Annotated in this window: 14 protein-coding genes; 9 read left to right on the top strand and 5 right to left on the bottom strand. The window is 69.6% G+C overall.

Features of this window, described 5'->3' with window-relative positions; all coding sequences use genetic code 11:
- The first annotated feature begins 13 nt into the window (after nucleotides 1-13).
- The 8 genes from folP (at nucleotide 14) to ACIA03_RS04080 (ending at nucleotide 6,459) form a co-directional block, all read left to right on the top strand.
- A complete protein-coding gene (gene folP, locus ACIA03_RS04115; protein ID WP_396979508.1) occupies nucleotides 14-820 on the top strand; it encodes a dihydropteroate synthase in 807 nt (268 codons plus the stop codon).
- Nucleotides 817-1,197, top strand: coding sequence for a dihydroneopterin aldolase (gene folB / locus ACIA03_RS04110; RefSeq protein ID WP_396979506.1), 381 nt, complete (start codon nucleotides 817-819; stop codon nucleotides 1,195-1,197). The genes folP and folB overlap by 4 nt, the downstream gene beginning before the upstream one ends.
- Nucleotides 1,194-1,760, top strand: a complete 567-nt coding sequence (folK, locus tag ACIA03_RS04105; RefSeq protein WP_396979504.1) for a 2-amino-4-hydroxy-6-hydroxymethyldihydropteridine diphosphokinase — start codon at nucleotides 1,194-1,196, stop codon at nucleotides 1,758-1,760. The genes folB and folK overlap by 4 nt, the downstream gene beginning before the upstream one ends.
- A gap of 82 nt (nucleotides 1,761-1,842) precedes the next feature.
- Nucleotides 1,843-2,280, top strand: a complete 438-nt coding sequence (locus ACIA03_RS04100; RefSeq protein ID WP_396979502.1) for a DUF3180 domain-containing protein — start codon at nucleotides 1,843-1,845, stop codon at nucleotides 2,278-2,280.
- Nucleotides 2,281-2,295: 15 nt separating this feature from the next.
- Nucleotides 2,296-2,889: a hypothetical protein gene (locus ACIA03_RS04095; RefSeq protein WP_141796021.1), complete on the top strand. Its 594-nt coding sequence runs from the start codon at nucleotides 2,296-2,298 to the stop codon at nucleotides 2,887-2,889.
- A 225-nt stretch (nucleotides 2,890-3,114) separates the two neighbouring features.
- Entirely contained in the window at nucleotides 3,115-3,795 is a 681-nt protein-coding gene (locus tag ACIA03_RS04090; RefSeq protein WP_396979500.1) for a hypothetical protein, read from the top strand.
- Nucleotides 3,786-4,160: a hypothetical protein gene (locus ACIA03_RS04085; protein WP_396979499.1), complete on the top strand. Its 375-nt coding sequence runs from the start codon at nucleotides 3,786-3,788 to the stop codon at nucleotides 4,158-4,160. The genes ACIA03_RS04090 and ACIA03_RS04085 overlap by 10 nt, the downstream gene beginning before the upstream one ends.
- Nucleotides 4,153-6,459: a glycosyltransferase gene (locus tag ACIA03_RS04080; protein ID WP_396979497.1), complete on the top strand. Its 2,307-nt coding sequence runs from the start codon at nucleotides 4,153-4,155 to the stop codon at nucleotides 6,457-6,459. The genes ACIA03_RS04085 and ACIA03_RS04080 overlap by 8 nt, the downstream gene beginning before the upstream one ends.
- Nucleotides 6,460-6,473: 14 nt before the next feature.
- On the opposite strand, the gene ACIA03_RS04075 is transcribed toward ACIA03_RS04080, so the two are convergent.
- Genes ACIA03_RS04075 through ACIA03_RS04055 form a run of 5 tightly spaced genes read right to left on the bottom strand, consistent with a single transcriptional unit; the run spans nucleotide 6,474 to nucleotide 11,729 of the window.
- Nucleotides 6,474-8,108 carry a hypothetical protein gene (locus ACIA03_RS04075; protein ID WP_396979495.1) on the bottom strand — a complete coding sequence of 545 codons (1,635 nt, stop codon included), beginning with the start codon at nucleotides 8,106-8,108 and terminating at the stop codon, nucleotides 6,474-6,476.
- The gene (locus ACIA03_RS04070; RefSeq protein WP_396979493.1) at nucleotides 8,105-8,944 is read right to left on the bottom strand and encodes a hypothetical protein; all 840 of its coding nucleotides are present in this window, start codon (nucleotides 8,942-8,944) and stop codon (nucleotides 8,105-8,107) included. The genes ACIA03_RS04075 and ACIA03_RS04070 overlap by 4 nt, the downstream gene beginning before the upstream one ends.
- Nucleotides 8,945-8,947: 3 nt before the next feature.
- Nucleotides 8,948-9,733 (bottom strand): class I SAM-dependent methyltransferase, encoded by a 786-nt coding sequence (locus tag ACIA03_RS04065; RefSeq protein WP_396979491.1) that lies wholly within the window; start codon nucleotides 9,731-9,733, stop codon nucleotides 8,948-8,950.
- On the bottom strand, nucleotides 9,730-10,734 hold the full coding sequence (locus ACIA03_RS04060; RefSeq protein WP_396979489.1) for an NAD-dependent epimerase/dehydratase family protein: 1,005 nt from the start codon (nucleotides 10,732-10,734) through the stop codon (nucleotides 9,730-9,732). The genes ACIA03_RS04065 and ACIA03_RS04060 overlap by 4 nt, the downstream gene beginning before the upstream one ends.
- Nucleotides 10,731-11,729 carry a glycosyltransferase gene (locus tag ACIA03_RS04055; protein WP_396979487.1) on the bottom strand — a complete coding sequence of 333 codons (999 nt, stop codon included), beginning with the start codon at nucleotides 11,727-11,729 and terminating at the stop codon, nucleotides 10,731-10,733. Before ACIA03_RS04055 ends, ACIA03_RS04060 begins: the two co-directional genes overlap by 4 nt.
- Nucleotides 11,730-11,802: 73 nt before the next feature.
- Between ACIA03_RS04055 and ACIA03_RS04050 the strand changes: the two genes are divergently transcribed.
- The gene (locus tag ACIA03_RS04050; protein ID WP_396979485.1) at nucleotides 11,803-14,106 is read left to right on the top strand and encodes a hypothetical protein; all 2,304 of its coding nucleotides are present in this window, start codon (nucleotides 11,803-11,805) and stop codon (nucleotides 14,104-14,106) included.
- Nucleotides 14,107-14,120 lie beyond the last annotated feature (14 nt).

The following is a 14,120-nucleotide window of genomic DNA, read 5'->3' as shown; positions in this document are numbered from 1 at the left end:
GAGCGTGCAGGTCATGGGGATCGTCAACGTTACGCCCGACTCGTTCAGCGACGGCGGACGGTTCTTGGCGACCGATGATGCGGTGGCTCATGGACACATGCTCCTGGAACAAGGGGCGGACTTGCTCGACATCGGCGGCGAGTCGACCCGGCCGGGGGCGACCAGACCGCTGGTGGCCGACGAGCTGGCCCGCGTGGTGCCCGTCATCGAGACGCTGGCCCAGGAAGGGGCGAGGCTCTCGGTCGACACGATGCGCCCCGAGGTCGCGGAGGCTGCCCTCAAGGCTGGAGCCAGGATCATCAACGACGTCTCGGGCGGTCTGGCCGACCCGGGGATCCTGAAGGTCGCGGCCGATCATGGCGCGACGTACGTCATCATGCACTGGCGCGCGCACTCGACCGAGATGCAGAACCAGGATCATCTCGTCTACGCCGACGGCGTGGTCGCCACGGTCAAGAAGGAGCTGGAGCAGCGGATCGAGGCGGCGCGAGCTGCGGGGATCTACGACGACAAGATCGTGATCGACCCGGGGCTCGGCTTCTCCAAGACGGCCGATGACAACTGGCGGCTGCTGGCGGGTGTGGAGGAGTTCCACAAGCTCGGCTTCCCGGTGCTCATCGGGGCCAGCCGCAAGACGTTCCTCGGCCGCCTGCTGGCCGCCCCCGACGGCACGCTGCGTCCGGTGACCGAGCGCGAGAGTGCCCACGATGCGATCACCGTCTTTCTCGCGCAACGTGGTGTCTGGGCCACACGTGTACATGACGTCCGTGCCGCCAAGGACGCCCTCGCGGCGGCAAGTAAATTGGAGACGATTCGATGAACATCGCAGAACCTGCGGACGAAATTCAGATTCTCGGCCTGGAGTGCTTCGGCCACCACGGAGTGTTCGATTTCGAGCGCCGTGAGGGGCAGAAGTTCATCATCGACCTGGTCATCGGCACCGACTCCCGCAAGGCCGCGGCGACGGACGACTTGCAAGACACCGTGGATTACGGAAGTCTCGCAATGGCGGTCAAAACCAATGTTGAGCGCGACCCGGTGGACCTCATCGAAACGCTTGCCCAGCGGATCGCGGACATTTGCCTTGCAGACATCCGCGTATTTTGGGTACGTGTTACGGTTCACAAACCGGGGGCGCCTATCGAAGCGACGTTCAAAGACGTCACCCTGACGATCACCCGGAGGCAGAGCACGTGACAGAGGTACCCAACCCGTACATCATCGACGCCGACACGCTCACCGGGGAGATGCGGCCGATCCGGCGGGCGGTGCTGTCTCTGGGCTCCAATCTCGGGGACCGGTTGGCAAATCTGCAGGACGCGTTGAACACGCTCGCCGAGACCCCGGACGTCTGGGTGACCACGATCTCGCCGGTCTACGAGACCGAGCCGGTCGACTCGCCGGAGGATGCCGAGCTGTACCTCAACGCGATCGTCCTCGCCGACACCACCCTCACCCCGACGCGCCTGCTCGACCGTGCGCTCACCATCGAGGACGCCTACGGCCGCTCGCGCAGCGGCATCTTCAACGAGCCGCGCACGCTCGACATCGACGTCATCTCGGTCGGCGACAAGATCATCGAGGAGGAGTCGCTGACGCTGCCGCACCCGCGTGCGCACCAGCGCGCCTTCGTGCTCAAGCCGTGGCTCGACCTGGAGCCGAGTGCGGACCTCCCGGGCGTTGGTCCGATCTCCGAGCTGCTGGAGAAGTCGGACCAGACCGGCATCACCCGCCGCGACGACCTCGTCCTCGAGCTCTGAGCCGGATCTGAACACAGCACCCGAGGACCCCGACGAGGGTCCTGAGAAGGATCGCGCCGACGATGAGCGCCGGCTCCGCCCGATGTCGGGTGGAGCGATCACGGCGTGGGCGATCATCGGGATCGTCGGCGGCTGGCTGGCCCACCCGGTCTGGGAGAGCTGGCGGGGGGTGGCCCCGGTCATCACCTGGGCGCAGCCGCTGGTGCTGCTGCTGATCGCCGGAGCGCTGGGCGTCACCGCCTGGGTCACCCACCGTCAGCTGCAGGTACGTGGCGAGCGCATCGAGGCTCATCAGGCGGTCAACCGGCTGGTGCTCGCCCGTGCATGCACCCTGGTCGGCGCCCTTCTCGCCGGCGGCTATCTGGGCTACGCGGTGAGCTGGCTGGGCTACGACGCCAACACGGCCGCAGGTGAGCGACTGGTGCGTTCGGCCCTGGCGGCCGTGGCCGGGATCGCGATCGTCATCGCCGCGCGACTCCTCGAACACGCGTGCCGGGTCCGCAAACCGGATGAAAACTAGCCGTACCGTGGAAGCATGCCTTCCCCATCCGCAACTTCAGTCACACGCAGGCGTCAGCGCAGCACACGCCTGACGGTTGCTGTAGCCCTGCTGGCGCTGGCCGCCATCACGATCACCGCTGCGGTGGCCTCCGGGTCCTGGCTGGTTGTCGTGCTCGCTGCCGTTCTCGGGCTCGCCCTCGGCGCTGCCGCAACCAAGATCACCCACTCCGAGCTGCTCCAGACCCGCCGCGACTGGGCGCGCGACCGCGCCGAGCAGGCCCAGGCCTTCCGCGTCGAGTCCGAGAAGCGGGCCGAGGAGAACGCCGAGTTCCGCGAGCACATGGACGCCAAGCTCGCCGACCGTGTCCAGGCCGTCGAGGAGCTCGAGGCCGCCCTGGCCGCAGCTCACCAGCGCGCCGCCGAGGCCGTCCGCCGCCGTGGCGAGGAGGCCCGCCGGGCCGCCCAGGCCGAGCTGCGCGGCGAGCAGCTCGAGGCCCGCCTCCAGGCGGTCGAGGCCGATGCCGCCGAGGCGGCGATCCGGGTCGCCGAGCTCGAGTCGGAGTTGGACGCCGTGCGTGCCGAGCTGGAGGCCGAGCGTACGAGCTGGACCGGCGCCCAGTCCGCCTGACCCCTGATCGACGCGCAGATGTACGAACGGTGACGGGATTTCAACAGTCGTCACCGTGGTCTGCTTCCGCACGCCTGGATATGCGCCGTGACGCTCGATCAGGTACTCCGGTGGGTAACTGCAGGGCCCCTGGCTCGTTATGATTTCCTGGAACGGGTAACGCGCCTGTCGCGTCCCCTCGATCTCTGGTGATGCTGCGACAAAGGTCGTCGAAAGGGGAAGCCGGTGACGTTGATCGCCGAAAGGGCAGTCACGATCACTGATGGCCTCGACCACCTGCGTGACCTGATGACGACGTACGCCAGGAGAGCGCCGGTGGCCTCGGTCGCCGTGCTCGGGAATGCCCCTCTGGGCCCCAGCGACGACCGGGCGCAGGCGATCGACGACTCCGACCTGGTCATCCGGGTCAACAGCTTCGTGCTGGACGTGCCCGGCGCACCGCGCGCCCAGGGGTCGCGGGCGGATGTGGTGATCTGGAACCGGATCACCCGCACGACCCGGTTCACCTTCGACCGCTACCGCGAGCGCCTCTACCTCCTCGCCGAGCCGATGCGCTTCCACGGCCGTCCCGAGGTGTGGCCGATGTCCTGGCCTCCCGATCTGGGTTTCGTGCCGATCCCCAATGCCGAGGTGCTCCCTCGCATCGGCGATGAGCTCGACATCCCTTGGCGCACCGAGAAGCTCGCCCCGACCACGGGGTTCACCGCCGCATGGCTGGCGGTCAACCTGTTCCCGGAGTCGGAGATCCGGCTGTCGGGGTTCTCGTTCGTCGACAACCCCGGGCAGAGGGAGTGGACCTACCAGGTCGGCGGCACTTCGCCGGTCGGTCCGGAGCATCGGATCGAGGCAGAGGCGCGGGTGATGTCTGACTGGCTCAAGGAGGAACGGGTGTCTCTATGGCGTTGAACCGACTGCGCGGCGAGGTGATCAGAAAGGTCCGGTCCGCCGCCGACGCGGAGAAAGTTCTGGCCGTCATCGAGGAGCTCCGTGCGATCACGGACCGGCAGCGGGTCCGCATCGCCGACCTCGAGCGCGAGCTCGCTCGGGTCAGCCCGCAGGTCGCGGCCCTCGAGGCGCGCCTGGAGACGCTGCGCGACGCCGTCGAGCGGGGCAACGTCGCGACGGGCGCCGAGGCGGGCGGCAACGCCGACACCGCCGCGGTCTGGGCCGAGATCCAGCGTCAGCAGGAGCAGATCCGGGCCCGCATCACCGCTGCCACGCGTTTCGAGGAGCGGCTGCGACGGCTCGAGGACGGTAACCGCGTTGGCTGAGAGCGCGTCGCGGGCTGCGCTGAGCATCGTCATCCCGTTCCACAACGTCGAGCCCTACTTCCAGGCCTGCTTGGAGTCGCTTCGCAGCCAGACCTTCTCGGACTTCGAGGTGGTCATGGTCGACGACGCGTCCACCGATGGATCCGCGGAGATCGCGGATCGGTTCGCCTCGAGCGATCCCCGGTTCCGGGTGGTCAGTTCGGCGAAGGTCGGTGTCGGTGTCGCGCGCAACATCGGCGTCGAGAACAGCAGTGGCGACCTGCTCGCCTTCGTGGACGCCGACGACTACGTGCCGGAGTACGCCTACCAGCTGATGACGGACACGTTGGCGCGATCGGGCTCCGACTTCGTGGCCGGCAATGCCCGCCGCTTCGACTCGGTGTCGGTCTGGCAGTCGTGGTCCCACCGCCGACCGTTCGTCACCACCCGGATCGCGACCCACTGCAGCCGCACCCACATCCTGGGCATCGACCGCTACATCTGGAACAAGGTCTACCGGCGCGACTTCTGGGACTCGGCCGGCCTCAGCTACCCGGACATGCTCTACGAGGACTACCCGGTCGCCCTGGCAGCGCACATCCGCGCCCGGCAGGTCGACGTTCTCGCCGACCCGGTCTACTACTGGCGGCACCGCGACGGTGGCGAGGCCTCGATCACGCAGAGCCACTGGAACCTCGACAACCTCGGTGATCGCGTACGTTCGGCCGAGATGCTGTTCGAGATGGTCGACGAGCACGCGCCCTACCTGGCAGACCTGGTGAAGTCGCATCTGACCGCGACGGACGTCCAGGTGCTCGCCCGGTCGATCGAAGACCACCCGGCCGTCGAGTCCGCGCGCATCTTCGACCTCGCCGAGCGCTACCTGGCCCACATCGACGACGCGATCCTCAACCGGCAGGGACCGTTCGAGCGGCTGGTGTTCGACCTGCTGAAGCGTCGTCAGCGTGACGCGCTGACCTCGTTGACCCGCTATCGGGCCGAGAACGGCACCCAGGCGCCGCTGGCCCGTCGTCGGGACGGCTGGTACGCGAAGCTCCCGTCCTTCGAGGACGCTGCGGTCGGCGTCCCCGACTCGGTGTTCCGCCTGGCCCCGGCGTACATGAAGGCCAAGGCGGTGGCGACCGAGGCCTGGTGGAGCGGCTCCCGGGTCGTTGCTCGCGTCAACATCGGTATCAACACTCTCCCGCTCGCGCCGCGGACGCGCTTCAAGGTGTGGCTGGAGAGCCCCGCCGGCACCAAGATCCCGGTCGAGCACGTCGCGCGGCCGCGCGCGATCCCGTTCGGCCAGGTGGACAGGTCCACGCTGGAGCTGAGCATCGATCCTTCTCGGCTCGCAGGCGATCGCCAGTGGCGGCTGATGATCAGCATCCGCAACCGCGATGTCCGAGACGTGATCCAGGTGACGACCTCGGGTGACGGACGCGAGCGGTGGCAGGGCTGGCGGCGCATCGGCAACCGCTGGTGCCGTCCGGGACGCCTCCCCGGGGGATTCGGGGTCACCGTTCGTGACCTTCCGGACGCGTGGGTGGACCACACCACGGACCTCGGTGACGAGATCGAGATCCGCGGCGCGTTCCGAGGCGCTGCTCCCGAGCACGCGGAGCTGACGCTGACCGACCGCAGCGGCTCGGTGGTGACCCACCCGTTGACGATCGGCGAGCGGGGCGACCGCGGCATCACCCCGTGGCGGCTGACCGTGCCCGTCGAGGCCGTTCTCGAGAAGTCCGGACTGGACATGCCCATGGAGGAGATCGTGCCGACCCGGGTGAAGCTGGTCCGGAAGGGACGTACGTCTCAGCTACCGGTGCACCCGGACTTCCTCGGCTCCCGGTCTCTGATGAAGGGGCGCGCGGTGAACGCCACCCGCGACCCGAACGGTTCCTTCGTCATCACCGCGACCGCCGACCGTCCTGTCGTCCATGACGCCTGGTGGCAGGGTGAGGATCTGGTCCTGCGCGGCCCCGACGGTCCTCGGCTGGAGTCCACCGGCGCCCTGCTGCGGACCTGGCCGACCCCGGAGAGACCCCTCGACGTCTCCCTGGACGTGACCGACCGGGACGGGGTCTTCCTGATCACCGTGCCGATCGGTACGTTGCGGGCCACCGCGGTCGATCACGGTGCCGGCGAGACGTCGCGATGGTCGCTGCTCGACGGCCGCGAGCACAAGCCGATCGTCGTGGCCCGTGAGCTGTCCGAACGCGTGCCTCAGCCCCTCGCCGCCGAGGCGGCGAAGCTCGAGTTCGGGTGGTCGGACGAGATCCACCTGCGGCTCACGCCGGCCCCGCCTGCTGACGCGTGACCGGTTGAGCGCCGCTACCGCCTGGCCACCCGCCGGATCGCGCCGCGAACCCTCCTGAGCAGACGCGCCGCGCGCCGGGCTCCGGGGATGCGTCCGAGGCGGGTGCGGGCCCGCCCGGGGACGGCTGAGGCTCGCTTGGCGACCCGGTTGGCGGGTGTCGCCCGCAGGGCGCCCAGCTGGTCCTCCAGCTCCTTGATGCGACTGTTCAGTGCCGCGACATCGCGTCGGGCTGCTGTGCGGACCTCGTGGGTCATCGTCTGACGCTGACGCATCTGCTGCTTGAACCAGGTCACCTGACCACGCAGCGCCTCGTTCTCGTCCATCAGCTTCCGCAGCTCGCTCGGATCGGCGCCCTGCGGCGTCTGCCGATCTGCGACCACGGGCGTCATGCCGGTCGACGAGAGCGAGGACTCTCGCTGCCGACGTACCTGGCGAACCTCGGCGGGGGTCACCGCCATGTCGATGGTCGCCGCGAGCAGGACGGTGAGCTCGTCCCGGCCGCGACCGGCGGGCCAGGGGTGACGCCACCCCGCGGCGCACAGGTACGCAGCAAGCTCGTCCAGCAGTCCCAGGAGGATCTCGTCGGCCGACTCGCCGAGCTTCACCGCCGACTCGTGGATGGGCACGACGTGGTCGGCGTCGAGGCCGATCTCGTCGACCTGGAGACCGCACCATCGCTCGGGCGCGCCGGCCACCGCGTCGCGCAGCTGGTGTACGTGACGGCGAAGACCCGACGCGTCCCGGCGTGCCGAGTCGCGCATGGCTTCGACCAGCCAGGACCGATCGGCAGCGGCCCAGGACGTCTCCTCGCCGGTCCGGTCGACACCGACGACGGACGGGATCGTCTCGAGGCCCCGCGTGACCAGCCAACCGCCGGCGGCCGCCGCGGCTCCCACGGTGTCCAGCGCGTGGCCCAGCGCAGGCTGGACCTCGCGCAGCGTCGGGGTGTCGGAGGGCCGGCCGTGGGCGATGGCGAGCGCCGTCGAACAGGCTTCGGGAGCCGCGGCCAAGGTGGGAGCACCGATGTCGGGCCACAGCGTGTAGCCGAGCCCCCCGAACCGTGCGCTCGCCTCCGCGAGGCTTCGCGGGTTCGCCCGGTCATGGATCGGGAACGACCAGTCGGCATCCTCGTTGGAGGCTTCCGGGGTGACGGTCCGGAGCTGGGCGAGCGGAGATCCGGGGTTGGGGACGACCACCGCCAGACGGGAGTCGCGGGTCGTGAGGCCGGGGAGGTGCTCGGAGATCGCATGCCAGTCCGCCGGGGTGGCGTCGATCGTCGCGACCCGTCCGAACCCGTCCAGCGCGAGCACGGCGTCGACCGGCTGGTCGGGGGTCCAGGCACGCAGATCACCGCAGACGACGTCGACAGACCTGCCGGCGTAGCGCTCGGACACGAGCTCCGCATCGGCATGCGTGCGGAGGACGACGGTCGTCTTCGCCGCTCGGTCGACGACCGCGTCGAGCAGGTCGAGGTCGTGCGGGCCGACGACGAGCAGATGGGAGGCACCGGTCGCCGTCGCCACGGCGAATCGGGTCAGAACCGGTCCGCGGGGGAGGGCACGGGCGCCGCTCATGTCGGACCAGTCGTACATGTCCCCGGAGACGACGCCGTAGGCGGCGACCTTCGAAGGCGTGGCGGTGTCGTTCATCCAGTGATCTCCCATCCGAAGAGCGCGCGCAGCTCAGCAGGCGACGCCATGGCATCCAGCCCGAGCTCGCGCACGGTGGTGGCGCGTACTTCCTCTGCGTCGGTCTCTACCCCGTGGAACTCGGGGAACAGCCGCTTGGCCTGCTCGTTCCCGTCCCGGACGCTGGCGTCCCTGACGTCGGCGAAGACCATCGGGTCGCCGTAGACCGCGACCTCGGCACCGACCGACGCGCCGTAGAAGATCGCCGTGGTCAGGCGGTTGGAGGCGACCCGACGGTGGCGGATCTGCTCGGCGTACTGCTTGTGCAGGAAGCGGATGTCCGTGCCCTGGCGCAACGTGCCTCGCTTGCCGTGGCAGATGACCCGGAAGCCGGCGTCCTCGTAGCGGCGCCGGATCTCGGGCATGTCGTATTCGATCCAGTAGAGGCACACGGTCACCGGGCCGTCCTCGGTGTCCCGGATCTCCGCGATCAGACGGTCGTGATCGCCGCTGACCTGGCCGTGGTCCCAGGTGTGGAACGGGTAGAAGATCGTGCCCTCGCGCTCATCGGCCGCGGGAACGGGCTCGACCTCCTTCTTGAGCTCGAGCAGGTAGTTCCACGGAGCACCGATCACGGCATAGTCACGCCAGCCGACCGACTGGCCCCGGCGCAGGTTCGCGTGGGACCAGACGAACTTGGGGAAGCCGTAGGGCGGCTCGTGGCCCGGGCCGAACCCGTGCAGCAGGTTCCAGCCGTGCTGGAGCACGCCCCAGATCGTGCGGGGCTCCTCGAAGGAGAGGCCGCAGTACTCCGAGAGGATGTGGGCGTGTCCATACCAGTGATTGCTCGTGTCCAAGTCTCAGTCTCCGAGAACTAGCGAACGGGTTCGATCGGTCTTGACCGCGACCAGCAGCACCGAGGAGCCGAACGGCAGGTCGAGCCGGGTCAACAGGCGCTCGTCGATGCGCGTGGCGCCGAGCAGCACCTTCTCGACCGCAGGTGAGACCTCGGGGAGCGGTGCGACGCCGCCGTCGGCGAGCTGCTGGGCACCGGCCGGACCGCGCTCCTTGAACCGCGTGACCAGGCGTTGCGCGGCGAACATCGGAAACGTGCCCGCGAAGCCGTACGTCGCACGGACGGGCGAGAGCCCGGCCGCCCTGACCGCTTCCACCGCCCGCCGCCGGGTGTAGCGCCGATAGTGGTGATTGAGGTCGTCGTGGCCCGTCCAGGCCCAGGTGTAGGCAGGCACGGACATGAGGAGGCGGCCGCCGGGGGCGAGAACCCGCTCGATCTCGGCCAGGGCTGTGGCCTCGGGATCGCAGTGCTCGATGACGTCGAAGGCCGCGACCACGTCGAAGGAGCCGTCCGCGAAGGGGAGCCCGGTCGCGGAGCCGCACACCCCGCCGTCGGCCAGGCCACGCGGGTCGACGTCCAGCGAGACGTGGTGCTCGGCGGTGCCCCGCAGCCAGGTGACGCTCGGTCCGTCGGCGCTGCCGACGTCGAGGAGGCGGCGTGGTGCCCCGACGTACGGCTTCATGACGGTCTCGAGGATGCGGGTGCGCGCCCGGTACCACCAGTAGTCGCTCTGGGCGATCGAGGGAGAGCCGCCGGTCCTGGCGCCCAGCAGCATGCCCGTTTCGGTCATCGGATGGAGATCTCGCTCACGTGGGTCGGAAGTGCGGAGGTACCAGCAGCGTAGGCCAGCCCGATCTCATCGGCGATGCGACGCACGCCGACCGAGAAGGGCGTCTGCGTCCGTCGGTCGAGCTCCGGCCACACGACGCTGCGGACGCGCAGGTCGCGTGCCTGGCCGGGCGAGCCGGCTCCCGGGATACGCAGCCTCGCCCGTCGTCGGAAGACCCGGTTGGTCTCTCCGATGACGGCCGAGAGGGTCACCCCGGTGCCGGTGGCCAAGATCTTGACGACGGCGTTCGATCCGGCACGCTCGACGTGCTCGTGGAGCCCGTCGAGAGCGTCGACGATCATCTCGGCGCAGTCGCCGACATAGAGATAGTCCCGGATTGTGTCGAACGAGACCCAGACCGGCAGCGGCGTGCCACGCAGCTGCGCCAGGCACAGCTGAGAGACGAGGCCCTGGGGCTTGGAGAGCTTCTGGCCGGGCCCGTAGAGGTTGGTGATCCGGCCGAGGAGCGCCACGGACCCGGTCTCGGCGCAGAACGCGGTCAGGGACTCCTCCATGGCCAGCTTGGCCCTGCCGTACGCCACCAGCGGCCGAGGCTCGGAGAGCTCGGTGAAGGGGGGATCGGCCGAGCCGGCGTAGACGCCGCCGGCGGAGGAGGCGAAGAAGAAGGCAAGCCGGGTGGTGGGCCGGAGCGCCGGCCGCAGGTCGGCGAGCACGTCGCGGAAGAGCGCCACCTCGGCCTCGAGCTCGTCCGCCGGGGTGGCCACGACGCCCGCACCGGCGCACCAGGCGATGTTGAGACGGTCGTCCGGCGAGGAGTCGACGAAGGACGTGAGCTCGGATCGCAGCACGGCGCGGGCGGCGACCGGGTCGTGCCAGGGCACGCTGACGGTCCGCACGGACGCCCCGCTGCGCTCGAACGCGGTCCGTACGTGGCGGCCGAGCAGGCCACCACCACCGACCACGAGCGTGGGCGGTCTGCCGGGGCGCGGGGTGTCGCTCACTCCGGGCGGCCGGGCGCGGGGTCGTCGCGAAGCGGGCCGTTCGCGGGGTCGCTGACGATGACGTAGAGCGGCTTGCCCATGGCCATGTTGACGGAGACACCGAGGTATTCGGCGATCACTCCGAGGGTGAGCATGATGGCGCCGGAGCAGACCAGGACGGCCGCCATCAACGAGGTCCAGCCCTGCACCGGGACTCCGCCGGCGAGGCGAGCGACGACCAGCACGACCGCGAGCACGATGCCGGAGGCGGCGAGCAGGGCGCCGCAGATGCTGACCGCCCGCAGCAGACGGGTGCCGCCGGTGAGCACCATCCGCCAGAAGTGCGACATCAGGGAGCGGTAGTTGTAGCCGGAGGGCCGCTCGCCCTCCTCGCGCAGCTCCACCGGGCACGTCGCCACGTCCGAGATCACCCAGCTCAGCGCGACGTCGAGGTAGACCCCGTTGGCGGCGTAGGCGGACACGCTGCGGCCGTACTCGCCCAGGATCAGCCGGAAGCTGTTGAACTGCCGGGCGCTCCCGCCGGGCATGAGACGGTCGACGACCACCTTCGAGCCGCGCGAGGTCAGGTTGCGCAGCGGGCCGTGGGGTGCCGCGTTGGTGGGGCGGGCGTAGACGAGGGCGGCCCGCTCCCGGAGCGCGGTGTCGAGCATCGGCAGGATGTGGGCCGGGTCGTGCTGGCCGTCCTCGTCCATCGTGACGATCCAGTCAGATCCCGACGACGCCAGGCCGGCGAGGGTCGCGGCGTGCTGCCCGAAGTTGCGGCTCAGCCAGATCGGGCGAACGATGTCGTACTTCTCGGCGAGCTGGCGCATGGCGACATCGGACGTGTCCGGGCCGTGGTCGTGGACCAGGAGGATCTCGGTGATGCGTCCCTGGTGCCCGTTCGGGGTGACGAACGGTTCAGCGAGGTCGACGACCTCGCTCACCACGTCCGGAAGCGTCTCGGCACCGCGGTAGACCGGGATGACGACGGAGACGGTGTGGGTGGGGGACATTGCTAGGAAAATAGCGCATTCGGAGGGCCTTCGGTGTACTCCGTGTAGGCGTTTTGTTGGCATGATCTCCCGGGTGACTGCAGACCCGGCAACCGTGGGCGTCGCGCCTGCCGCGAAGCCTTCCTCGGACCGCATGTTCTCGATCTCCGGTGGTTCCTGGTCGGGACTCCTCCCGGGCGCGCTGGTCGTGGGCGTGACGCTCGTCCTCGCGATTCGTGTCGCGGGAGTCGACCTCGGTGGCGCGCTGCTCTTCACCGGGTACGTCCTGGCGTTCCTCACCTTCCCAGGGACCGTGGTGTGGCGTGCGGTCGCGAGACCGGGACCGACGATCGGCAACGACCTGGTGCTCGGCACCATCCTCGGGCTCGTCCTCGAGCTGCCGCTCTATCTTCTGCTGCGGCTCTTCGATCTCACCCAGCTGATCTACGCCTACCCGGTCGCGGTGCTCGTCGGTGTGACGGTCGTCGTCTGGCGGCGCCGGCGGATCGCGCCCGTGGTGATCGGTCGGGCGAGTCTGTGGTCGTGGGCCGGCGCGGCGGTGGTGTGCGTACAGCTCCTGCTGGTCGCGAAGCGGGTGTGGTCCCACCGGCCGATCGACGCGGTGCGGTCGCCCTACGTCGACGAGCCCTTCCACCTCGCGATCGCCGGCGACCTGCTGCACCACTTTCCGGCCCAGATGCCGTGGGTGGACGGCACCCCGCTCTTCTACCACTGGCTGGTCTACGTGCACCTCGCGTCGGCGGCGACGGTCACCCACCTCGAGCTCGTCGTGCTCCTGCGCAGCCTGTCGACGGCACTGCTGGTCGTGCTCGCGGTCGCCGGAGCGTACGCAGCGGCCACACGTCTCACCGGACGGGCATGGCCCGGCTTCGTCGCTGCGCTCGTCCTCATCATGGGAGCGACCCCGGACTTCTTCGGCTGGACGAGCCTGGTCAGTCCTGCGCAGCTGGGCTTCGACTCCGTCGTCCGCATGTTCAACAGTCCGACGCACGCGTTCGTGATGCCGCTCCAGATGGTCCTGATGGTGCTGGTCGTCGAGGTGATCCGGGGCGAGCAGCGGCGATGGCAGGTGTGGCCGCTGATGATCGTCGTCATGATCGCTGTGGCCGGGGCGAAGTCGTCCGCCCTGCCGACGATCATCGCGGGCCTGCTCCTGGCACTCGTGATCTCGGCTGTGCTGCGCCGCAAGCAGACGGTTCTCACCCTGGGCGCTCTGCTCGGCTCGGCCGTCGGCGTCTTCCTGGTCGCGCAGCAGGTGTTCTACGGCGGCGGCACCCGGGCGACTGGCATCGACCTGAACGGGAGCACCGTCCAGCGGTTGGGAATCCTGATGCTGCCGGAGGGCGAGATCCTCCCCGCCTCCGCGCCGGTGACGATCTGGATCTGCTTCACCATCGGGTTCGTCCTGGTCACAGTGCCGGTGATCGTCGGCTTGGTGCGCGGCGGCTGGCGACGGCCCGAGTTCGTGTTCCTGGCCGGCCCGTGGGCCGCCGGTGCCGGCGCGTTCATGGTCCTGAGCCATCCGGCGCTGAGCCAGGCCTACTTCCTCCTGGGAGCCAGCGGGTTCTTCGCCGTCGCGACGGCTGTCGCGCTGTCGGACATCAACCCCGGCGTCATGTCGTGGCGCGATGGCGTCCGGATCGTCGGCTGCGCGGCGCTCGGCTGGCTCGCGCTCGTGGCGGCGAGACTGTTGGTGGGCGATGACATGCCGGCGACCGGCTCGGTCTTCACCTCGACGTTGCTGACCCAGCTCGTCGTCGGGCTGTTGGTGCTCGCCGTCGCCGTCGTCATCGTGCTCGTCTACGCCAGGCGCTCGGCGATCGCTGCGCTCCCGGCCGTCGCAGCGTTGATGCTGGGCGTCGTGGTCGCCGGCGCTCCGCAGACCGTCGCTCTCGCGGTGGCTGGCGACTCGGTTCCCCGAGGTGCCGCCACCGACATCATCGGCCCGGGTGGAGTCGCCGCCGCCCGGTTCGTCCGTGACCGCTCGCACCCGGACGCCCTGATCGCGACCAACGCCCACTGCATCGGGCTGCCCGTGCCCGACTGCGACCGCCGGAACTTCTGGATCGCGGCGTACGCCGAGCGCCGGGTCCTGGTGGAGGGCTGGGCCTACATCGATCCGCTCGTGGTCGGGCTGCCGTCCACGGACCTCAACAACTCGGCGTACCTGCCGTTCTGGGACCCGCAGCTGCTCGAGGCCAACGATGCCGCGATCACACACCCGTCACCGGCCACGATCGCCACGCTGCGCGACGAGCACGGGGTCGACTGGATCGTCGTCGACCGTCGCTATCGGGCCGACCTGCCGGGCCTGCGCCGCGAGCTTGGTCAGCCGCGCTTCAAGCGCGGGCTGTACTCCGTGTTCGACCTGCGCTGATCGATCACGCCTCG

Source organism: Nocardioides sp. NPDC051685, assembly GCF_044453405.1.
Lineage (GTDB): Bacteria > Actinomycetota > Actinomycetes > Propionibacteriales > Nocardioidaceae > Nocardioides.
This window is presented reverse-complemented; position numbering and strand designations above follow the sequence as displayed.